We start from the raw sequence: 22143 nt of genomic DNA on the forward strand, positions 1-22143 counted from the left end.
AGGTGGCGGCTGGGGAATAGGTAGGGGTGTGAGGGATGCTCGTAGGTTTCTAATAGCAGCCTCAACTCTTGAATGATGGGGATAGTGCGGGTGCCGAGCTTGCCTTTGGTGTTGCCCTTGCGGATGATCATTTCGGAGCGGATGACATTCGCGGGGGTAAAGACATCGATGACTTTCAAGCTGCACGCTTCGGCAATCCGACAGGCGGTGTAGAGGCAAACTCCAAAGAGGGCGCGATCTCGGTCACTCTGCAAACCTTCGTTGAACAGCAGTTCGATTTCCTCTTGGCTGAGTATCTTGGCTTGCCCGTGTCCCTCAATCTTCATGCTTGGTGTATACCCGACCCGACACCACAAAGTTTGCCGCAAATACTGCATTACTGCATCGGTTGGGGGTATTTCTTAACACGATGGCTGAGGGTGAGCGTCATAAATTAGCCCAAGTGCAGCTAACGCAGTAAAGGTGCAAAGGTCACATTTATCGGAGCAATTAGCTTAACAAAAGTAGTAGGATTAAGGATACTAAATGGGTTGATGCACTGCTAAAATTGGTTGACAAACTGCTGTTACTGTTCTCAATCCAAATTGTTCTCAAAACTCAACTCAATTATGTACTAGCAAAACGTCTATATACCCTGCGATAACGGAATCTCCAAAACAAATTCAGCTCCCCGCCTCGGTGCTGAAATGCACGTTAGCGAACCACCGTGTTTTTGTACGATAATTGAGTGCGAAACAGACAAGCCCAGACCAGTCCCCGAACCTACAGGCTTAGTTGTAAAAAAGGGATCGAATACCCGAACGCGGACTGATTCACTCATTCCAAGTCCGTTGTCCGCAATTGAAACGATCGCGCTAGTGCCTTTTACCTCTGTGCGAATCCGAATCGCAGGCGTTGGACACTGCTGGTTATCCAACTGTACCAGTGCGTCGATCGCATTCCCTAGAATATTCATAAACACCTGATTGAGTTCTCCAGCAAAACACTCGACTAAAGGCAAGTTCCCGTATTCTTTAACAACTTGAATTTCTCTGCCCGCAATGCCGACCGGCTTGCCGCTATCCTCCCCATCCCCCGGTGGTTCCGCAGGGTGCAGGCGGTGCTGCAAAATCAGCAGCGTGCTCTCAATCCCTTCGTGAATGTCAACCCGCTTCATCTCGCTCTCAGAAAGACGCGAAAAATTCCGCAAGCCTATCACAATATTGCGGATGCGCTCAGCTCCAACATTCATCGACTTCAGAATTTGCGGCAAGTCTTGTTTAAGGAAATCCAGTTCAATTTCCTCTGTGACTGCTGCCAAATCTGGACTAACATTGGGGTATGTTTGCTGGTAGGTATCGATCAGTTTCAACAAATTTTGCATATATTGAGTTGTGTAAGTAAGATTACCGTAAATGAAATTAATCGGATTATTAATTTCGTGAGCAATTCCTGCCACTAACTGTCCCAGACTGGACATTTTTTCAGTGTGAATCATTTGAGCTTGAGTTTGTTGTAACTCTCGCAGAGCAATTTCTAGCTGAATTGCTTGTTCTTTCAACTGCATTTCTGACTGCCTCAAAGCTGATTCGATAGAGATTCGCTCGCGAATTTCTTGTTGTAAGAGCGCGTTTTTTTCTGTAACTTCCCGCGTTCTCTCTTGCACTTTAACCTCTAAAGTCTCGCTGTACTCCTCCAACTTTTCATTAGCTGCCGACAAATTTTTATAGAGAAAAGCGTTTTCTAAAGAAATTGCAGCCTGAGTAGAAAGAATCTTTAAAACTTCCTGCCGTTCTTCTGTGAAAGCACCTGTTGCTAGATTATTCTCTAAATAAAGCAGAGCGATTAAACTACCTCTATTAATGAGAGGAACGCATAAAATAGACTGGGGATGATTTTTGACAATGTAGATATCATTTTTGAATAATTCATCCTTCCCAGCATCATTTAAAACAACATCTTTTTTCGTTCTAGCTACATAATTTATTACAGAGACTGGCAAATCCTGGCTGAAAGCGATTGGCAGCGACTGCTGCACTATTATGCGATCTTGTTCAACATAGCCAGACGCTTCTATTAGCAAATCACCATCTTTTGCTAAAATCAAAATACCGCTTTGTGCGCCAGCGTTCTCCATCACAATTTTGAGCAATTTTTCTAGCAATTTACTCAAAACAACTTCGCTCGCTAAAACTTGCGAAGCCTTCATTACTGTTGCTAAATCGAGGAAAGAATTACCTGTTGCATTATTTGTAACTGTTGTAGTCTCTGTAGATGTAGTTTTCTCAAAGCTGGCGTTCTTAGCAGATATCAGAGAAAGAAGCGGAGGATATCTTGACTCCAAATCGGCAACCTTAGTCTTCGCTCCCCACCGAGCGTAGCCGTAGTATGCTGATGCCATGTAAGTCTGACCGATTTCCTCTCTTGAAGCCCCTAAATAAAATTCAGCCGCCAGTTCGTAAGCTAAAGCTTCCTCCTGAACGTACCCCTGTTTTTTAGCTCCCGCGATGGCGAGATCGTAATACTCCATCGCTTCCCAATTTTGCCCTTTCACCCGCGCTATTTCTGCCTCTACTAACTCGTATCTGTGCTGGTTGTTTTCTGGTGCATGGTACGCCCACAGCTTCATTCTTTCTTGATTTGACTCAACATTAACCAAGTATTGCTGCTGTTCGTTGCAAGAACTGATATCGCCCTGAGAATCAGAATACTCAGCCAAAAGAGCCAGAGAATAATAAAAATTGTGTTGCGGAACTGTTACAAATCCTATCGCCCCATCTAAATATGTTTCTGCTTGCCTAGCACTAGCAATTGAAAGATTATATTGTCTAAATAAATAATAAATAATTGCTTTAGCAAAATAGGTATGAAAAATCGATAATTTATTATGATTTTTCTCTAAAACAGGTAGCATCTCTTCTTCATTAAAACTCTCACCAATTAACTTGTATTTATCTGCTGAATGTCCCAGCAAATTCAATACCATTTGTCGCCATACTTTAATATAATAAAGTGAAAAATCTTGCTTATTTTTTTTTGTAAAGTCAATAAATTGTGCCTGCCTATTAGCCACATTTTTCAACTCTTCTCCCAGAAAAAGAGGGTAAGTTGAATAATTGCAAGCACAATAACAGGCGTGTTCTATATCTCCAGTTTCTAATCCGCTTTCTATCCCCTCCCAGAAAGGCTCTAAAGATTCTCTAGCGTGTTCTTTCCAATGTCTGACAAAGATATTAAATAATGCGAAAACTTTGGCTTTTAGTTTTTTAGTTTTAAATTTTTCCAATAGTTTAATTGAAAGTTTCCCAGAGCGATAACCTAAATCTATATCGCCCAATACGCTACACAAAAGCAGTCCGTAATAACCATAAGCAAAACTGGCAATTTCTGAGTTGCCATATTCAACACATAGACTTACCATTGTCAAAATTGTGAAAATTAGCAAAGGTGGATTCGCAATATAAGCAGGAGCGCACAGATTCATCATGATTCGTAGTGCTGCTAATTTATAATTATCAGTCATTTGTGGGAGTTTTTCTAAATCTTCAATTTGTCTATCTCCCATAATAGTTTTTGTTTGGATGAGGGCTGTACCAATATCATTTTGAGTCGGCTGTTGAGGTAGCCTAATTTCCAGTATCTCTAAAACTTTTAGGGCTGTATCTATTGCCAACTGCATTTGATTTTGAGCTATGTAAAATAGCATTTGTAACTCGTAAATTTGAATTTTTTCTAAAATGAGAGTAGCATTAACCAGGACAATCTCAGAGAGCGCTCGCGCTCGCTCGAAATTAGTCGTTAAGTATGCCACTTCTACTGTTTCTACATATAGAGTCAGGGTTAAGTCATACTGACTCTGCCAGCTATTAGCAGCGAGGAGATCCAAACCCATATTCAGATACTTAACAGCCGATTCATAGGCAGTCGCTGCCTTTGCTTTCTGACCAGCAATTAGATTTAGGAAAGCTAGTTCATCTTTTTCTACTTGCTCAACAACTAAATCAGCACCAAAATTAAGTTGATTGACTAAAGCAAAAATATTTTCTTTTCTGTCTTCAGGAGTGGTATTTTGCAACAGTAGTTTGCCAATACTCAGATGAGTGACTTTTTTCTCGGATTCGGGGATTAAAGAATAAGCGGCTTGCTGGACGCGATCGTGCAAAAACTTATAGTCAACTCTAGCATCACGAAGCATAAGTTCGTCTAGTTCCTCCTGCCCGAAAATTAGAGGAATTTTGTAGTTTTCACTCAAGGGTAAAATTAGACCAGCATGAAGTGATGCCCACAACTGAGAAGCAGTAACTAATTCTGATTCTTCATTAACAATTGCTAAAACGTTTAAATTAAAAGTGCTGCCTATACAAGCAGCCAATTTTAAGACTTTTTGGGTTGATACTGGTAGTTTTTGAATATTTTTTGCGATCAGTTCAACGATATTGTAATCGACAATGCCAATGCTTTGAATTTCTTCGATGTCCCACTGCCAAATACCGATGAAAGTATCGTAGGTTAGTAGATTTTCAGAATACAGGACTTTCAACAGTTGAGTCAAGAAGAAGGGATTGCCTTGAGTTTTATTGAAAAGTAGTTCGGAGAAGGATTTTATACGGTTTGTGTCTGGAGATTCATTGAGCGTGTCTGCAATTAGCTGCCTAACATGGTTTAGCTGTAAAGGTTTAACAGTAATATTATTGATGGCAGCCCCACTTTCTCGAATTTTTTCTAATGTCTGAATCAAGGGATGAGCTGGATTGACTTCGTTATCTCGATAAGCTCCGATCGTTAACAGGTATTGGCTATCGCGATCACTCATCAACATTTGGATTAGTTTGAGCGATGCAGAATCAGCCCACTGCAAGTCGTCAAGGAAGAGAACGAGGGGATGAGAAGGTTGACAAAAGACTCTGAAGAACTGACCAAAAACGCGATTAAAGCGGTTTTGAGATTCAGACGAACTCAGTTGTGGCACTTCTGGCTGAGGACCGACAATCAGTTCAACTTCGGGAATAACATCAATAATTAGAGAACCATTTTGACCCAATGCAGTTAAAAGTTTCTCTCTCCAAACAGCTATTTTTTCAGAGTTTTCGGTTAATAGTTGTCGCATTAGTGACTGAAAAGCTTCAATTAATGAAGCGTAAGGAATATTGCGATTAAACTGGTCAAATTTACCAGCAATAAAATATCCGCACTTAGTAACAATAGGTTTGTGAATTTCATTCACTAAACAAGATTTACCTATCCCTGAAGAACCGCTGACCAGCATCATTTCGGCGGTACCGAGACTGGTTCGTTCAAACGCTTCCATTAATACAACTACCTCTTCTTCCCTACCGTAGAGTTTCTGCGGAATTAGCAGTTGATTGGATAAATCTTTAGCTCCTATAATAAAATGTGAAATTGTGCCGCTTTCCTGTAACTGAGCTAGGCAATTTTCTAGGTCAGCTTTTATTCCCTCAGCAGTTTGATATCGCTCTTCTGCGGTTTTGGCTAATAATTTGAGTGTAATATCAGAAATAGCTTTGGGAATTTCTGGATTTAAGTGAATCGGCGCAACTGGTTGTTTTGCTAAATGGCAGTGAACCAATTCCATTGGGTCAGTGGCTGCAAAAGGTAGGGAACCTGTCAGCATTTCATAAAAGGTTGCACCCAAAGAGTAAAAGTCGGTGCGATAGTCAATCGACCGATTCATCCTGCCAGTTTGCTCTGGGGATATATAGGCTAATGTGCCTTCCAGACAATTAGGATTGTTAATTGTTTGGTTTTCTCTGTCCAGGCGAGAAGAAATGCTAAAATCGGTAATTTTAACCATCCCAGTTGCGGGATTGATAATAATATTTTTCGGTTTAATATCTTTATGAATAATCTGTTGCTCGTGCAGTTGCCCTAAAGTTACTGCTAGCTGAATTGCTATTTTGAGAAAGCTGATTTTATCGTTTTTGAGTTCGCCAAAAATGTAATTCAAAGATTGACCACCAAAATCTTCCATGATTAAGGCAAAGCTATTCCGATATCTTTCCAATTCCAAGCAATTAACAACTCCTGAAATGTTCAGGTTCTTGGTAATTTCATATTGAAACTTTAAATTAGCAACATCAATAGGATGGGGATACTCTGAGTTGAGCAACTTAACAATAACAGGCTGTTGGTTCTGAACATTCAGCCCTCGATACACAACTGTTTTGATTCCTTCATTTATTTTTTTTAAATTTGTATATCTCGGAAGGCTTAGCATAATTTTTGAATTTTTTAGCGAACTTAATTATTTATGATATCAGACATCCCCCAACCCAGGCATACAAGAGTTTGATTGTTTCTTGAGATGCAATTTAAATGCTGAGCGAGCTTATACCCTGACACAGTTTTCAAAACCAGGAATCCCGCTCACCGATAATTTTTTTTGCATACTCAATCCCAAAAATTTGTGTCAAAATAGCACGAGCAGCCTGCATAGCTGACATAACGGTTGCTTCGACACAGCCTGAATTGTAACCGTTGTCGATCCAGTCACCCGTCAAGTAGAGGTTATCGAAGCCAGATTCATCGGTTTTGAGCCGATATTTTGTACTTCCGGGGACAGAAAGCACGTAACGCTCTGAAGGGTCGATGTTGACTCGCCAGTATTGAGAGTAGAAACGCTTCTGTCCCGGCTGGTTTTTTAGATCGACAAGCAAATCCCAATTCAACCCTTGAGGATTTTCTGGAGTGGTAGCTTTAGGCCATAAGTTACCGATTTGGTTTTCGAGGAAGTTGATAGCCTGTTGTTCTACTTTCTCCTGTTCCCTTTTGGGGAAATCGCGATCGCTGCTAGGAGGAATTCCTGAGTCTGCTATTACGCCTGTAAAATAAGCAAGATTGTAGGGATAATGTTCGGAAGGCCAATTTTCGCGCTGGATCAAATCGCTCATATCGGCATAAGTATCGAGGGGTTCTACATAAGAACCTACCACAGGACTGCCCCCAATCCATCCCAACTGCTGTAAATTAGATTTAAGCCACAACTGACCGCCTTGAGTGGGAACTGTCTCGATTTGATTCACCATCAACGCCCATTTTTGATGAGCCGGATTTTTTTCAGCATTAATCAAATCGCCGCAGATAAAGGGTAAAGCTCCTAGAGAAATGCCGAGAATTACCAAGTCAAAATCTTCTCCAACATTCAGAGTGACTGGGGTTTCATTATCTTGCCACGGAGTCCAAAAAGACTCCAAATTTACCTGCTGTTGCTGGAGTTCTTCACCTTCTACAATTTGCTCGTAGAGGGGTTTGCTCGGCCAGCAGAGGAGCCTCTTAACTTTAATCAGAGGCTCGTATTCCCGAGCCGGTTCTTTGAGATTCACCTGCCGTCCCAAAGAAATGCTAGCGATCGACTGCTGCGAATCGTCAAGGTGCAACTGTTTCACGCGGTGGAAAAACTCAAATTTGACACCACGACGTTTCAGCACTTTATAAAGCGGGGCGAAAATCGTATCTCCCATACCAGCTTGCATTTTCCACATAATCGCCCCGTTGTACTGGAAAATTACGGTTGTTAGGATACGGATTGCTGTTCCTGCTGCTAGTCTGGGCTGATGAACGTTCCCCCCAGGAAAGGCATAAACAAGGTCATACAAAACGCGGATAAATGCTGAATTGATGCTAGTTTCCCCGGCCCCGTGTTTTTGCAGCCACTCCCTATAATCATATTCGTCTAAAGAGTCTAAAGAACCCGAATAAATTACTTCATCAACAAATAATCCCCGAATGTTGGCAAATGCTAAATCTAACAAAACTAAAATCCGAAATGTATCGTCATCTTGCTCAAGTTCTGACTCGATAGAGCTTCTCAAGCGCTGCATAAATTGCTCTAAAAGCTTAAGAATGATCCTGTGGTGTTCGGAGCGGTGAGTGCGGGTATCGTCCGGCATGGATTTGGCTAACTTGTAGGCCAGAGCGAGAAATGTTCCTTCTGATGTTAAATCAATAGTGTCTAAGGTAGTTCCTATCTGTTTCATAGCATTTTCCAACCACTGACACCAGCGGGCTGGTTCTTTGAGAAGTAACTGCACCAGTTGGTCGGGAAGGTGAAGCGGTGCGATTTCTGAGGTGAGTTTAAGAGTTTCCCCGCCAATATCTATCTGTTTGGCAAGAAGTTCTAACCAGTTCGGGATTGGCTGATTGCTGGATAATCTGTTAACTGAACACTGAGATTTTAAAGAGTTTGAACCTTCAAATCCATCGTGCATCAATTTGAGCAGGGAGCAGATATGCTCCCACATCGAGAAATAGCCCCCTCCTTCCCAAGGAAGCAATTTATTCGTGGGAAAGTTGAAAGGCCACTGAACCCAGCGACCATTGATATATTCTTCGAGAACTATCAGGCTGTGCGGCTTGAAGGCATCTTCTATACTCAAAAACGGGCCGTCTTCTCCTAATTCGTCGTAGCACTGTTTCATCAATCGAAAAGCATTCTCGTAGAATCCAAAAAAAATGTGCAATCCATGTTCTTCTATTCGGTAGGTTGGTTCGTGGTAAGGCGGGTTAGACTCCACGCTGCGTCCTGATGCGCCTTTACCTCCCAGACGCCAGCCCTGTTGGTACACAGTAATATCGTAGAGAGCGTTCCATCCCGGCTGGCTGGTGAGTTCAAATGCAGCAGTTATGGAGGCGATTCCTCCTCCCAAAATGGCAATTTTTTTGAGTTTCGATGTTTCAGGCATTTATCGATTGAGTAGAGAATCTACTTTCAAAAGTATATTTTTAACTGCGCTTCATCCCGGGCTTTTTAGCCGGGGTTTTCATGGATTCGCGCTATAATTTGACTGAAATGAAAGTTAATTTAAGAAGGCGCTTTCCAAACTGTAGTACCATTTTCGACGGTGAAGTTGAAGTTGATCCAGAAAGACAGCTTGACGGGCAATCGAACTGATTCTCCTGGTTTTGTACCACGTGGGCGTAACCCCAAATCGTTAACTATGGGGTGGCTGGCATAATCGTACAGTGTGACCTCAAACTGATCGCCTAAAGAACCGAAGCTCAGGATGCGTCCGCTGTGATATTTGTACATTTTCATCAAATTTTCGACGATCGCTTGATAGCAAGCTCGGCTACCATCTTCTGCATCGCGGAATTGTTTGAGAAATACGACTGGAACTGCTGTATGAGTTAGGTAGTCAAAAATATTGAGTGGCAAACTAAAACCAGGAATCTCGATCCTACCATTGTTGTCAAAAAGTAGCTCTAAAATTTCATTGACTAATTCTTGTGGGGTATCCCAAGTCTTGTTAGGTTTAAAAGATACCTCCTTACCAACTCTGCAAACTTCTATCAACCTTTCATCTTGGGCTTGAATGTCCGGTCTAAAATGTTTCCATAAAAGCGTCTCTAAAGTGAATAAATCAGGTGGCTGCGGGGGTTTGGGAATTTGAAAAGAACCCAGTTGTTTTGAAATACCGTAAACCTCGCGCCCTGAAATTAAAACTGGTGAGTTATTGACAAAAACGTAAGGCATGAACCAAGCTAGCCGCTCCACTACAAATGCAGGTCCTACTTGTTTTCCGACCATCGTCAATATCCAAAAAACTACCTCTTCTTCAAGAACATATCCCTTTTCGCTGTCTGGTTTGTTTGTGGAACTGAGCGAATCCATCGTTCCGAAAGTAAGGACAACATAGTGCATGGCAGGGCGATACTCAACTTCTCCTTTAGCTGGCTGGTTGAGATATGTGTCGCATACTGCTTGTAGCTTATGCAAAGAACCTTCTAAGATAAATCCATAGAGGTTTGTACCTTTGATGTCGTAGGGTTGAAGAAAACACTGCTCGCCAGCTCGTTCAATGTATTGTGGCGGTTTTAAATGGTGACTGCCGCCCGATAAAAATGTCTCGCCAAATTTATGTGCTTCTTGTTCTATGCTTTCGCCTCTAGCAGCAAGGTCTAGGAGTAGTTGCTCTGGCGATCGCGGCGGTTTTGCGAGGATGTCTGCTAATTTTTGCGGGTTATTGAGCAGTTCCGCGATCGCGCTGCTTGCTCCTAGTGCGGTGCGAAAGCCTGTTTGCAGAAGTTGAGCGGCGCTGTTAACATTCATTGCTTCATAACCTCATCGTGAGTTAGCTTGCAAACTTTTTATATTTCAGTCATATCACATACCGCTCTGTTCGATCTGAATTAACGCCTATTTTCTCAATCACAAACTCTTTATCGAGCGATCTAGAAAGCAAACTGAGTTCACGGCCCACCTATACTTCATGTAACCGTTGGGGTGATCCATGTGGTGTATATCTGACCCGACAGCGGAGTCGGTCAAACTTGCTGCATTACTTCACTGGTAGGCGGAGATGGAGTGATCGCGGCGGTTGGGGGCGATCGTCAGAAACTAGCAGACCGTTGCCAACTCGGTAATGAGCGTTTTCCAGTGTTAGAAAGGATGGAAATTGAAGAGATCGCTCCTGTGACTTGTTCTGACCGGCACCTCTTTCGTAGCGCTGCAACTGTTCTGGCGTTGCGGTGGCCACTGATTTCTTGAATGATCCGCAGCGGAATCCCGGCGTTGCTCATCTGGGTGAGAGCCGTTCTCCTAAAACTGTGGGTGGAGGCTCCTTCGATGCCGGCGCGATCGAACGCTTCTCTCAAAATCCGATCCGCTGAGTTGGGGTGCAGATGCTTCCAATGATGGTTCGGGTGGCGGCCGGGGAATAAGTAAGTCTGACCGGCGTTAGGTTTCCAAGATGTCAGGAGACTTCGCAAATCCTCTATCACTGGAATCGTCCTGGTTTGGAGTTTTCCTTTGGTGTTGGCTTTGCGGAAGTTGATTGTAGGTCGGACTGTACCTCTGGCTGTGTAAATATCGATGACTTCCAGGGAACAAGCTTCGGCAATCCGACAAGCGGTGTAGAGACAAACTCCAAAGAGCGTGCGATCGCGTGAGGTTTGCAAACCTTTGTTGAACAAAAGCTCGATTTCCTGTTGCGTGAGTATTTTTGCCTGGCCGTGCCGTTCTATCTTCATCTTGGTGTATACTCGACCCGATACCACAGAGTTTGCCGCAAATACTGCATTGCTGTATCGGTCGGGGGGATTTCTTAACGTGGTAGCCCAGCTCACTTCGGGCGGACGTAGAATATACAGACAGCTATCACGGCAGCCCTGGATGCAACCGACGGCAATGTGCGTAAGGTTCAAAAACTCAGCAGGCATCGGAAGCTCGACACTTTAATGATCTATGATGACAACCGGGGTCGCGACCAGCAAGACGTTACCGAATTACTGGATGGAATGTTTTGAGCAAAAAAAAATCCCCAACTTTCGATTAGTTGAGGATTCTGGTTCTTGTGATTTGTCGGCAAGTGCGATCGCACTTGCCGACAGCGAGCAGGATATCGGTCGCTCTTTTTTGTCAAACAATTTCAGGTTTAAGATTCAAATTTTAGATTTTGCTAGTGCAGATTACCGTGCAAACCGCACAAAAACGGGAATCAACGGGAATCAAAATGCGTTAAGTAGTTTTTTTGCCTGTAGTTTAATCCCTGATAAGGTTGTAGGGTGATGTGACACCTAGCAACTCGCCTAAAGCCCTATCAGGGACTGAACTACAGGCTTACCGGAGAATGTTGATTTTTTAGTCTATAATAGAAGTGTAGCAAAATTGTTACAATGAAAGATTCAATATCGCCAGAGGAGCTGCGTCATGATTGATTGCCTCAATGTGGCTCGCTACTTTATTAAGAGAGCTTACCAAGATGGCTTAGAACCTGAAATGACTAACATGAAAGTGCAAAAACTCCTATATTACGCGCAGAGCTTGCATTTAGCCTTGTTTGATGAACCGCTGTTTGAGAATGAAATTCAGGCATGGCGGTATGGACCGGTATGCCCTCCTGCTTACAGGTTTTACAGCGAGTTTGAAGCCAAACAATTACCTATCCCCGGAGAAGATGTTTTGTCACAGGTTCCAGATGAGACAAAGTATCTTTTAGAAAAAGTTTGGGACTCCTTTAGTGGCTACCATGCTTACCTATTGAGTGATATGACTCATGTTGAGTTTCCTTGGAGGAAAGCTCGCAAAGGATTGCCGCCAGAGGAAAGTTCGACAGAGCCGATTCAGCAGGAAGACATGAAAGCACTAGGATATCAAAAGTTGGATTGGATAGAGCGCCAGAATCCACTTTATGAACCTCTGATGCGTGCATTGTTGGAGGATGCCTTTAATTTAGAACCGTCAGAATGTATCAAAAAAGGAGAAGTGCGTGACTGGATCGACTCCCTTCTCGATTGAAAAGTATCCAAAATTTCAGAGGTCTCTTAAGGAATGTGCAAAAAAGTATGGCAAAGATGAGTTTCGGGATTGGATAGCAAAAATTATAGGTGATTTAACTGAAAATCCGTATCCTAACAATTCTCGACAAGAATCTTTGCCTAAAAAAGCTCGATTACCGGAAGGCTGTACATTTCACAAGCTGGCAGTTTCTTTTGCAAAGGGAGCTTCAGGACAAATTAGATTGATGTATGTGGTTAATCCAGTTAGTTGCAAAATTTTATTATTTTGGATTTATAGCCACGAAGACATTGAAAAGCGCCCTCGTGATAAAGATATTACATCCGCCCTCAAAGAGCTTTTATACCTCACAACGGAAGAATCTTAAACCTAGCCCTACAGTTGGGACGCTCCGACACCAACCGCAACTGATGCCCTCACACCTCGTTGCCATTTTCAGCCCGAAACGGGAATCCAAGGAATGTTACTAACTTACTAGACAAGATGTTCTGAGCCACAAAAAAGCCCCAACTATAAGCCGTTGGGGAAATTCCGGTTTTAGTATTTATCGCCGAAGGCGATCGCCTTCGGCGGTCGCAAAGAGACTCTGGTGCGCTCTACTCCAACTGGCATCAATCCCTGATAAGGTTTTAAGTTTTTGTGGCTTAACGCCATAGAAATTATCTCAGCACATCTCCGGGATAAACTGGGGTATAGATTTCTAATTCCCTTTTGGGGTTTACCCTTCAATCATCTCCAAAATCGCTTCGATGTCTGCGAGCGAGGCGGTTGATTTCTTGTGCTTGGCTTTCAGCCTGTTTAACAGGTCAGCAGCATCTGGTGACTCCCATTCAAGCACTACAGGGGCATTTCTCAACGTATCATTCAGTTCAACCCTCAAGTCACTCAACAAATTCTGTAACCGCTTATTCTCAGTCTTTAACCATGTCACTTCGTCAACCAGGTTCCTTGTGTCATGCGATTGATCGGTATTTGGCCTTATTTCGGGACTAACGATGCTATCTGTTGTGTCACGCGGTTCAATACGTGCCATGCCAAGTGGGTTATTTACTGTGTCACGCGGTTCAATTACTTGGTCAAGTTGTCGGGCATATTCCAAAGTAGCGTCAGCCAGGGCGATCGGAACTCGGATGGTGCGAGTCGGGCCGCTCTGCCAAGCAGCTTTAAAGCGGGAATCTTTGATTGAGTCTTCGTGTCCTTTAGGGTTTGGCATAATAATTGAATCCCGTGTGTCAAGCGTTTCATTTACTATAGCAGCCATACCAAGTAGTTTCAAGCGCGTGACACACGGCTTTTAGTTCGGCCAACAGCTAGCGAGGCTGGCTGCTATTTTTTCGACGGTCTTCCAAATCTTTTTCACTTCCACAAAAACTTAACAGCCCGTCGAAAAAATCCCGCTAGGGTTTAGGCGGGGATAGTCATTTTTTCCGATATTCGATAACGACCCTTAGAGAAGCCGAAAGAAGGTTCAATTAGAACCTCTAATGATTAGTCTTTATTTGATTACAACCTGTAACTTATGTCACATACATAGCAGTCTAATGATCATGTTCAGCGGACGCAGAAACCTCTCCAACTCAACGAAGAGGGTTGTTAGCTTAATGCTATACTTAAGTTAGGTTTACTCTATTTTTACTTACCACCAAATACTTTTGGGACAATTCAAAAAATATTCAGAGCCTCTTGCGGTTGAACAACCATATCATCAGAATTCATTGCATTATGTATTAAATTTTGAAGATTTGGATATAGTGCCGTATCTCCATAGGCAGCATTTAACCACTTTCTTCGCTCCTCATCTAAACCTTCATTTTGAGAGAGCTTTGCTAGTTCAAGCATACAAGCTATTTCTACACGAGTTGGAATAAAAATTTTTGTGTTTTTGAGGTGATTTTCAAAAACCTTCTCAGCTTGTTTACATGACCAACACGATGTTGTGTTGTGAATCACATCTACAACAAAACGTTCGAGTTCAAATAAAGGAGTATCAAAAGCAGGTGCTTTTAATACACTGTCCCATTCTTCCTCTGCACCATCCATCGTTGCAAGATGAGCGCAAAGCAATGCAATAGCCTGTAAATAAACTTTTTTGATCTTATCAGACCAAGCTATAAGCTGTAGAGCTTGTTGTTTGAGAAGTTGCCAGTTGTAAGAAGGGTTAGTATCAAAACGAAATAGCATTCTTCCTGCCATAGAACCGGAAGTAGCTATACCCAGGCACACATCAGAATCTGTTTGGTTTTTTGAAAATTGTTCATGAAGGCGTTCAATATAGTTGTCTTGATAGATTACAAGAATATCTTCAAACCAATTTTTAGCATACTGAGCTTCAAGGGTTAAAAGCTCACCCTCAGAATTTTTCATAGAAACATAAGCCGGATCACGGGCACCTTCGACTAGACCATATTGTGGTTCTTGAGTCCAGTTATAAGACCTCAAATCCACAACTTCTTGTTGCTCAATAAACTCAAGCAAGATAGAACGCACTACACGAAATAAACCTCGTAGGGTCAAATAAGAGGTTTTAACTTTCTTACCACCTTTTAGCTCAAATTCTCCTTCAATCTCTTCAGCACGATATGATTCACCAATCAGAAGCTGAGTGAGCGGTGTTAGTGCATGAGAAAACGAAGATCTAAGAATATAAGCATTTTGAATACTTTGATGAATCCTAGAGCGCCTTAATGGAGATTTAGCATTACTATTTGATGCACTATATAAATCGTTGGAGATATGAGCGAGCGCAAAATTTGTAAATCTTCTTGTAGCTCCTGGATGTATGGTGTCTACCAAAACTTCACGAAAATCATCAATCCAACTAGTATCTATAGAGGAAATCCGACCGTCCTCAAACAGAGCATTGAAACGTTCTTTTGGCTCACCTCGTATATCATCCCACGTTGCATGATAATCTGAATGGCTATTTGCTAATGCTTCGATTACAAACACAAGCAAGGAGTAAGAGAGAGCAGCATCACTAGAGAGAACGTGGAGTGCACGTTCGTAAGCAGCAAGAGCTTGACAAACAATTTTATATTTTTCTCGTGGTAGCGATAAAACCTTTTGAAACCAAGAATTAAGCGATAACATTTCTTTATGAGGCAATTTTCGTGTTTCAGTAAAAATATCAGGCAAAATCTTTTGGGGAATAAGGTTATTTCCTACAGGATGAAGCATATTACAGTGCCTTTCAACTTCTTCTGGTGACTGGCCAAAAAACAAGTTCATTCGTAGGATGAGGAAACGACGAATTTGTTCACTTACATGGTCTGCTGATGTGGAAAAAGAACCAGGACCAGCGAAAATTGAACAATTATTAATAGCTAATGTCCAGGCATAAGTGTTAGATACTAAACCTCCATCGACCATAATGAAAGCTGGGCTTACGAAAGTAAGAGGATAAGGAATTAGAAACTTATGGTTACAAAAAAGAGTTCTAAACTCTTGAGTTTGATGAATATTCTCACCCTGAATCTGTCCTAACCAATGAATTTTTTGCAACATAAGAGCTACTTTTGTAAGGTTATGATACTTTTCTTGTTAGCATTATTACCAAACTCTGAGAATTAAATAAATGACTGAGCTATTATTGCAAATGCGTAATCGCACCAAAGGTTGAGAGGGAGAAGCAATGATACGTGTTGGGTTTCATCATCCAACCCGACCTACAACATTGGGCATCAGTAAAAACGCATATCCTGAGCCAGAGCCGGGAACTGCTAAGGTTATTAAATGGGGTCAAGCGCGTGACACACGAGTTTAAGTGTACTCAGTCCGACGGGCAGGCGGCTATTTTTCCGACAGTCTTCTAAATTTTTTCACTTTGACAAAGATTTAACAGAGGGTCGAAAAAATCCCGCTAGGGTTTAGGCGGGGATAGGGTAATTTCCCACTCACTCCAAAACCTTGTTCTAGGCGGGGATAACACTATTTCCCAGCCCAAGACTTGAAAGTGCGGACGCTACATCAGGTTAGCTACATATCTTGACCAGGGGTTTAAACTACTACAGCTTCATCAGAATATAACAGCTTTCCCGTCTATCCTCACTGTACTCAAAATGGCGGGTTTCCTTTACCTTTTGCAACCTATACCATCCTTATCTCTATGTTACAGCTTCGCTACAGGAGTTTTAATCTTCCTGCGTAATATTAGGAACGATTTGTCTCTACTTCAAACTCCGTGAAAACCTTTGCCTGCTCTAACACCAACTCGATCGCAAGAGCTTGTATATCGGGCGGATAGCCATATTGCCTCAATAAGCGTTTGACCATCACCTTCATTCTGGCTCGGACACTTTCTTTGAGATTCCAGTCGATAGAAGCGTTTTTGCGTACCCGTTCTACCAGGACGATCGCCAATTCTCGCAGTTGGTCTTGTCCCATCACGTCCCGCGCACTCTGGTTTTGAGCCAGGGCATCATAAAAGGCGAGTTCATAGGGTTCTAACCCCAACTCTTCACCTCGTTGTTTGGCGGCTTGGACATCCTTAGAGAGATTAATCAATTCTTGGATCACATCCGTGACGCTAATTACTTGGTTTTGGTAGCGTCGCAAGGAGTCTTCAAGCATTTCAGTAAGCCGACGACTCTGGACAATGTTGGTACGGCGTTGGGCTTTGATTTCATCGCGCAACAGTTTTTTGAGCAATTCCACTGCCAGATTTTGATGTTCCATGCCTTCGACTTCTTCCAGAAATTCGTCGGAGATGATGGAGAGGTCAGGGCTTTTGATACCTGCTTCGTCGAAGATGTTGATGACGGTATCGGAGACGAGGGCTTGATCCACCACTTGCCGGATAGCGGTTTCGATTTCGGCATTGCTGAGGCTACCGTCGGTGGGTTCTAGTTTTCGGAGACTCGCTTGGATAGCTTGAAAGAAGGAGATTTTTTCGGATTGGTCGATCGCCTCTGGATGGTGAGCGGTGAGAGCATAGATTTTGGAGAGTGCAGTCACGGCATCGAGGAAACGGTCTTTAATTTGCGGGTCTGCGACATAGTTCGCCGCAGATTTGAGAATGTTGAGTTTGTCCCCGGTGCTGGCGTTGGAGTAAGGCTGATAGTTGAAGCCCGCCATAATGTCTTCAACGACTTCGAGTTTGGCGAACAGTAGCCCGATCGCCACCTGTTGATCGAGGGTGAGGTCGCCTTTGCCGCCGCTTTGGGAGTAAACTTTCAGGGCTTCTCTGAGTTCATTTGCCACACCCAAATAATCGACAATCAAGCCGCCTTGCTTCTCAAAGTAAACACGGTTGATACGAGCGATCGCCTGCATCAGGTTGTGCCCCTTCATCGGCTTGTCCATATACATCGTGTGAAGGATAGGGGCATCGAACCCAGTGAGCCACATATCGCAGACGATGACGAGTTCAAGGTCGTTGGTGGAGTCTTTGAGCCGTTGTGCCAAGATTTGACGATTTTTCTTGTTGGTGTGGTGTTTAACCAAGTTGCCCTTATCAGAAGCGCTGGCAGTCATGACGACTTTAATTTTGCCGCTGTTGAGGTCGTCGCTGTGCCAGTCGGGGCGGATTTTGATAATGGCATCGTAAAGATTGGCAGCTACCTGACGGCTGAGGGTGACGATCATGCCTTTGCCGCGATTGGCAGTTTGGCGGATTTCAAAGTGGGTGATGATATCTTGAGCGATGGTTGTTAGGCGTTGGGTGGAGCCAACGATCGCCTCGACTCTGGTCTGCTTGGCTTTGGCTTGCTGGGTAGCGCTGAGGTCTTCAAAACTGAGGTCTTCGTCGAGTTCGTTGAGCAGTTCCCGCCCTCGCTCATCGAGGTCTACTTTGACCAAGCGACTTTCGTAGTAAATGGGGACGGTGGCATTGTCTTTGACAGCTTGGGCGATGTCGTAGATGTCAATGTAGTCGCCAAAGATTTCGGGGGTGTTTTTGTCAGTCTGTTCGACGGGAGTGCCAGTGAAGCCGACGAAGGTCGCGTTGGGTAGGGCATCGCGGATGTATTTGGCGAAGCCGTAGCGGGTCTGTTTGCCGACGATGTTGCCTTCCTCGTCTTTGATGTTGACCTGTTTGGCTTTGAAGCCGTATTGGCTGCGGTGGGCTTCATCGGCTAGGACGACGATGTTAGTGCGATCGCTAATTTTGGGATAAATCGTTTCGTCGTTTTGGGGGGAGAATTTCTGCACTGTGGTAAAGATAATGCCACCCGAATTAACATTGAGCAGTTCTCGCACTGCCTCGCGATCTCCCGCTTGTTGGGGGGATTGACGCAGCAATTGACGGCACCCGGCAAAAGTGTCGAAGAGTTGGTCGTCGAGGTCGTTGCGATCTGTGAGGATAACTACGGTGGGGTTAGCCAGCATCAGAACGAGTTTGCCACTGAGGAACACCATTGAGAGAGATTTGCCGCTCCCCTGGGTGTGCCACAGAACACCACCGCGATGGTTGCTTTTAGTTGCTGAAATGATGCTCTCGACGGCTAGATTGACCGCATAATACTGGTGATAGGCAGCCAGCTTTTTGATGGTTTGCAGGGTAACGACTTCGGTTTTGGGGTTTACAGTCTTGATTTTTTCAAAGACGGTGAAGTGGCGGATCAGGTCGAGCAGGGTGTCTTTGTTGAACATCCCCTGAGTGAGGATTTCCAGTTCGTTTGTGTTGGGGTCGTTGTCGATGTCGCCGTTGGGGAGTTTCCGTTTCCATTGGCTGAAACGGCTGTAGGAAGCAGAGAGAGAGCCTGCACGGGCGGAGGTGCCATCAGAAATTACTAGCAGGGCGTTATAGGTAAAGAGGCTGGGGATTTCGCGCTTGTATGTCTGTAATTGGTTAAAGGCGGCTTGCAGGTTGGCTTTGGTATCGGCGGCGTTTTTGAGTTCGATCGCCACCAGGGGCAGCCCGTTGATAAAAAGAATGATGTCGGGACGGCGATCGTGGTTGTCTTCGATGACGGTGAACTGATTTACCGCGAGGAATTCGTTATTTTCGGGGTTGCCCCAGTCAATCAGCCAAAGCTTTTCCCCTTTGGTTTCGCCGTCGCGCTGATATTCAACGTTGATGCCCTCAGTGAGGTAGCCGTGGAAGGTTTCGTTGTTGTCGATCAGGTCGAAACTGGCGATGTTTTGCAGTTCCCGTTGAGCTTGGTGGCGAGTTTCGGGCGGAATGTGGGGATTGATCCGCGCTAGGGCTTGGGTCAGGCGGTCTTTAAGCAGGACATCACTGAAGCTCTGGCGGTCGGGTGCGGCTCCTTCAGGTTCAAGGATTTTGCCATGTTTATAGTCATAGCCGAGGGTATTGAGCAGTTCAAGGTTGTATGTCTCGATGTCGTCTTCGGTGGTGAATTTGCTCATAAGACCGGGAAAGGAGTTGAGGTTTATTCGGTGATGCGGAGTTTGCCGCTCATCAGTTTGGGCAGGAGCAAATCGCGTGTTTTAGTTAAGGTTTGAATTTGCTGGCTATTGTTTTCAATCTTTTCAAGAGCTACAAGCCATGTATGGGTAGCTTTTTTGAGAATATCCGCAGAAGGGATAATAATTTCAACTTTTCGGAGTTCTACTTGTCTGATTCCTTCGACAGTCGAACCAGTGGCCCTCCTTTCCAACAGAAATTGACCTTGAATTGATTTCAACCAAAAATACAAATATGTAGAGTCGAATCCTAATTTTGTCCTCAAGCAAAATAACCTTTGTGATAATACATATTTTCTATTATTTGCCAAATAATAAACTTCTCCTAAAGGTGCTTCAGAAGTCAATAAAACATCACCTTTTTGGAGTTCATCCTTCATCCATTTCTGATACAAATCCTCATCTACAAAATTTATTGCATCTTCTCTAACAATTCGTCCATTTTTGATGTTTTTTGCTGAGAGTGCTGGAATTCCAGTCAACGACCAGTCACTCCCTAACTTTTTAGGTGTTTTACCTCGATAATCAATAATTAGAGATAGGACATCATCTAACTTCCTAGCTTTCCAACCTGCGGGAATTTCGCCTAACTCCGATCGCACCATCTCCCCCCCGGATGACTTGTAGGGCTTCCCGTCTTCGTTGGGAAACTCGAAATCGACGAACCAATGTTTAAATAGGGTTTGGGCGATATACTCCAGTACCTCAGATGATGAAAAATCTACTTCACTCCAATCTAGAGAGGGATAAACCAAATGAAGTTGCTCTCTGATTTCTCGATCTAATTTTCTTGCTTGCTGTGTCTGCTTTTGAAGAGACTGGTTGAGATGAATCATTGTTTCCTCAAAGGAAATCTCAGATTCCACCTCATCAGGAATGCCCACATAGCGCCCTGGCGTTAAGACAAAATTATGCTTCTCAATCTCCGCCAGCGTTGCCGACTTACAGAACCCCTTAATGTCCACATAGTTCCCGCCGTCCCGCTTCCATTCGTGATACGTTCCCGCGATCTTCTGAATGTCGTCATCATCAAACGCTCGATTGCGACGGTTGACCATAGCGCCCAACTCCGAGGCATCAATAAACAACACCTCCTCCTTGCGATCGCGGTTCTTGTTGCCGTTCTTAGATCTGCTCAAAAACCACAGACACGCCGGAATCCCTGTGTTGTAAAACAACTGCGTCGGCATCATCACGATGCAATCTACCAAGTCAGATCGCACCAACTGCTGACGAATCTCCCCCTCCCCGCTCGTATTAGACGACAGTGACCCATTCGACAACACAAACCCCGCTGCGCCGGTCGGTGCCAAGTGATACAAGAAATGCTGCACCCAAGCAAAGTTGGCACTGCCCACGGGGGGCGTTCCATACTGCCAACGCCCATCATTACGAAGAGGATGCCCCCCGTCATTTTTCTCGTCTATCCGACCAACCCAGTCGCTATCGTTAAACGGTGGATTCGCGATCACAAAATCCGCCTTTAAATCTGGGTGAGCATCCTTAAGAAACGACCCCTCTGTATTCCAGCGAATATTCGAGCCATCAATCCCCCGAATCGCCAGGTTCATCCGACACAGCTTGTAGGTTGTCTCGTTGCTCTCTTGCCCATAGATCGAAATATCATCCAGTCGCCCCTGATGCGCCTTTACAAATTTCTCACTCTGGACAAACATCCCGCCCGACCCACAGCAAGGGTCAAACACTCGTCCCTTGTAAGGTTCGAGCATCTCTACCAACACCCGCACCACACTTTCTGGCGTGTAGAATTGTCCCCCTTTCTTGCCTTCTGCCAGGGCAAACTCCCCCAAAAAATACTCATACACTTGCCCTAGTAAATCCGCCTGTCGAGTGGGGGCTACCCTTGGCTCCAAATCCAAAATTAATTGCCCGTCAGATTCCGCCTTTACCTTCGCCAAGTTGACGCTGCCGATATTGTCGATCAGCCCCCCCAAAGCGATCGGGTCGAGCTTCTGTTGACCATAGACCTTCGGCAAAATCCCCTTGAGGAGTTTGGGGTTTTCCCGTTCGATCGCCTCCATTGCCTCATCCACGATCTGCCCAATCGTCGGCTGCTTCGCCTGTGCTTGCAACGCCGACCAGCGCGCCTCAGCAGGTACGAAAAACACATTCTCCGCTTTGTACTCGTCCGAGTCTTCCGGGTCAGCCCCTGCGTAGTCGCCCTCGCCCGCAATCAACTTCTCGTGTAACTGCTCAAAGGAATCGGAGATGTACTTAAGGAAAACCAATCCCAAGACAATGTGCTTATACTCTGCCGCGTCAATGTTTTTTCGTAGCTTATCCGCAGCCTTCCATAGCTTCTGCTCTAGGCTTTCCTTATTCTGGACGTTGGTTGTCTTGTTTTTGGGCATAGCAGTCTTCAGGAGTCCAAAGTCTATTTTACCTGACGGGGTGACAAGCCCGTCAAAAGCTTAATAAAATCAAGGACATAGCCCTCAAAACCCGGTGAAAGAATGGGAGCTTATTACCTCTAATTTTCATCAATTCCGCAACAGTTGTATGGCAGGCAAAACTCCCTCTCTACT

General features: G+C 44.2%; 12 protein-coding genes. 3 read left to right on the plus strand and 9 right to left on the minus strand.

The features are described from left to right. From QUA58_RS13645 to QUA58_RS13665, 5 genes are all read right to left on the minus strand, one after another. On the minus strand, positions 1-326 hold a 326-nt coding region (locus tag QUA58_RS13645; protein ID WP_333394468.1), incomplete at its 3' end, for a site-specific integrase. Between the two features lie 299 nt (positions 327-625). Continuing rightward, positions 626-6214: an AAA family ATPase gene (locus tag QUA58_RS13650; protein ID WP_333394470.1), complete on the minus strand. Its 5589-nt coding sequence runs from the start codon at positions 6212-6214 to the stop codon at positions 626-628. A 130-nt stretch (positions 6215-6344) separates the two neighbouring features. After that, positions 6345-8678, minus strand: a complete 2334-nt coding sequence (locus QUA58_RS13655) for an NAD(P)-binding protein (protein ID WP_333386181.1) — start codon at positions 8676-8678, stop codon at positions 6345-6347. Positions 8679-8797: 119 nt separating this feature from the next. Beyond that, positions 8798-10045 (minus strand): hypothetical protein, encoded by a 1248-nt coding sequence (locus QUA58_RS13660; protein WP_333394471.1) that lies wholly within the window; start codon positions 10043-10045, stop codon positions 8798-8800. Between the two features lie 281 nt (positions 10046-10326). Then, on the minus strand, positions 10327-10965 hold the full coding sequence (locus QUA58_RS13665) for a tyrosine-type recombinase/integrase (RefSeq protein WP_333394472.1): 639 nt from the start codon (positions 10963-10965) through the stop codon (positions 10327-10329). 262 nt (positions 10966-11227) lie between these two features. Between QUA58_RS13665 and QUA58_RS13670 the strand changes: the two genes are divergently transcribed. From QUA58_RS13670 to QUA58_RS13680, 3 genes are all read left to right on the plus strand, one after another. Continuing rightward, the gene (locus tag QUA58_RS13670) at positions 11228-11503 is read left to right on the plus strand and encodes a hypothetical protein (RefSeq protein ID WP_333394473.1); all 276 of its coding nucleotides are present in this window, start codon (positions 11228-11230) and stop codon (positions 11501-11503) included. Between the two features lie 141 nt (positions 11504-11644). Then, positions 11645-12232: a type II toxin-antitoxin system antitoxin SocA domain-containing protein gene (locus tag QUA58_RS13675; RefSeq protein ID WP_333341445.1), complete on the plus strand. Its 588-nt coding sequence runs from the start codon at positions 11645-11647 to the stop codon at positions 12230-12232. After that, complete coding sequence (locus QUA58_RS13680) at positions 12204-12599, plus strand: hypothetical protein (protein ID WP_333341443.1); 396 nt, start codon at positions 12204-12206, stop codon at positions 12597-12599. Before QUA58_RS13675 ends, QUA58_RS13680 begins: the two co-directional genes overlap by 29 nt. Positions 12600-12950: 351 nt before the next feature. Here QUA58_RS13680 and QUA58_RS13685 read toward each other — a convergent pair whose 3' ends face one another. The 4 genes from QUA58_RS13685 to QUA58_RS13700 form a co-directional block, all read right to left on the minus strand. Further along, positions 12951-13445, minus strand: coding sequence for a hypothetical protein (locus tag QUA58_RS13685; protein ID WP_333394475.1), 495 nt, complete (start codon positions 13443-13445; stop codon positions 12951-12953). Positions 13446-13894: 449 nt separating this feature from the next. Continuing rightward, the gene (locus tag QUA58_RS13690; RefSeq protein ID WP_333394476.1) at positions 13895-15736 is read right to left on the minus strand and encodes a hypothetical protein; all 1842 of its coding nucleotides are present in this window, start codon (positions 15734-15736) and stop codon (positions 13895-13897) included. A 645-nt stretch (positions 15737-16381) separates the two neighbouring features. After that, positions 16382-19540 (minus strand): type I restriction endonuclease subunit R, encoded by a 3159-nt coding sequence (locus QUA58_RS13695; protein WP_333394477.1) that lies wholly within the window; start codon positions 19538-19540, stop codon positions 16382-16384. Between the two features lie 23 nt (positions 19541-19563). Then, positions 19564-21969, minus strand: a complete 2406-nt coding sequence (locus QUA58_RS13700) for an N-6 DNA methylase (protein WP_333394479.1) — start codon at positions 21967-21969, stop codon at positions 19564-19566. Positions 21970-22143 lie beyond the last annotated feature (174 nt).

The organism is Microcoleus sp. N9_A1 (assembly GCF_036701795.1).
Lineage (GTDB): Bacteria > Cyanobacteriota > Cyanobacteriia > Cyanobacteriales > Microcoleaceae > Microcoleus.

What these genes read in the sequence shown, in the direction of transcription:
- QUA58_RS13650 (WP_333394470.1), bottom strand. Translation starts at nt 6,214, where the DNA reads ATGCTAAGCCTTCCGAGATATACAAATTTAAAAAAAATAAATGAAGGA.
- QUA58_RS13655 (WP_333386181.1), bottom strand. Translation starts at nt 8,678, where the DNA reads ATGCCTGAAACATCGAAACTCAAAAAAATTGCCATTTTGGGAGGAGGA.
- QUA58_RS13660 (WP_333394471.1), bottom strand. Translation starts at nt 10,045, where the DNA reads ATGAATGTTAACAGCGCCGCTCAACTTCTGCAAACAGGCTTTCGCACC.
- QUA58_RS13665 (WP_333394472.1), bottom strand. Translation starts at nt 10,965, where the DNA reads ATGAAGATAGAACGGCACGGCCAGGCAAAAATACTCACGCAACAGGAA.
- QUA58_RS13670 (WP_333394473.1), top strand. Translation starts at nt 11,228, where the DNA reads ATGGAATGTTTTGAGCAAAAAAAAATCCCCAACTTTCGATTAGTTGAG.
- QUA58_RS13675 (WP_333341445.1), top strand. Translation starts at nt 11,645, where the DNA reads ATGATTGATTGCCTCAATGTGGCTCGCTACTTTATTAAGAGAGCTTAC.
- QUA58_RS13685 (WP_333394475.1), bottom strand. Translation starts at nt 13,445, where the DNA reads ATGCCAAACCCTAAAGGACACGAAGACTCAATCAAAGATTCCCGCTTT.
- QUA58_RS13690 (WP_333394476.1), bottom strand. Translation starts at nt 15,736, where the DNA reads ATGTTGCAAAAAATTCATTGGTTAGGACAGATTCAGGGTGAGAATATT.
- QUA58_RS13695 (WP_333394477.1), bottom strand. Translation starts at nt 19,540, where the DNA reads ATGAGCAAATTCACCACCGAAGACGACATCGAGACATACAACCTTGAA.
- QUA58_RS13700 (WP_333394479.1), bottom strand. Translation starts at nt 21,969, where the DNA reads ATGCCCAAAAACAAGACAACCAACGTCCAGAATAAGGAAAGCCTAGAG.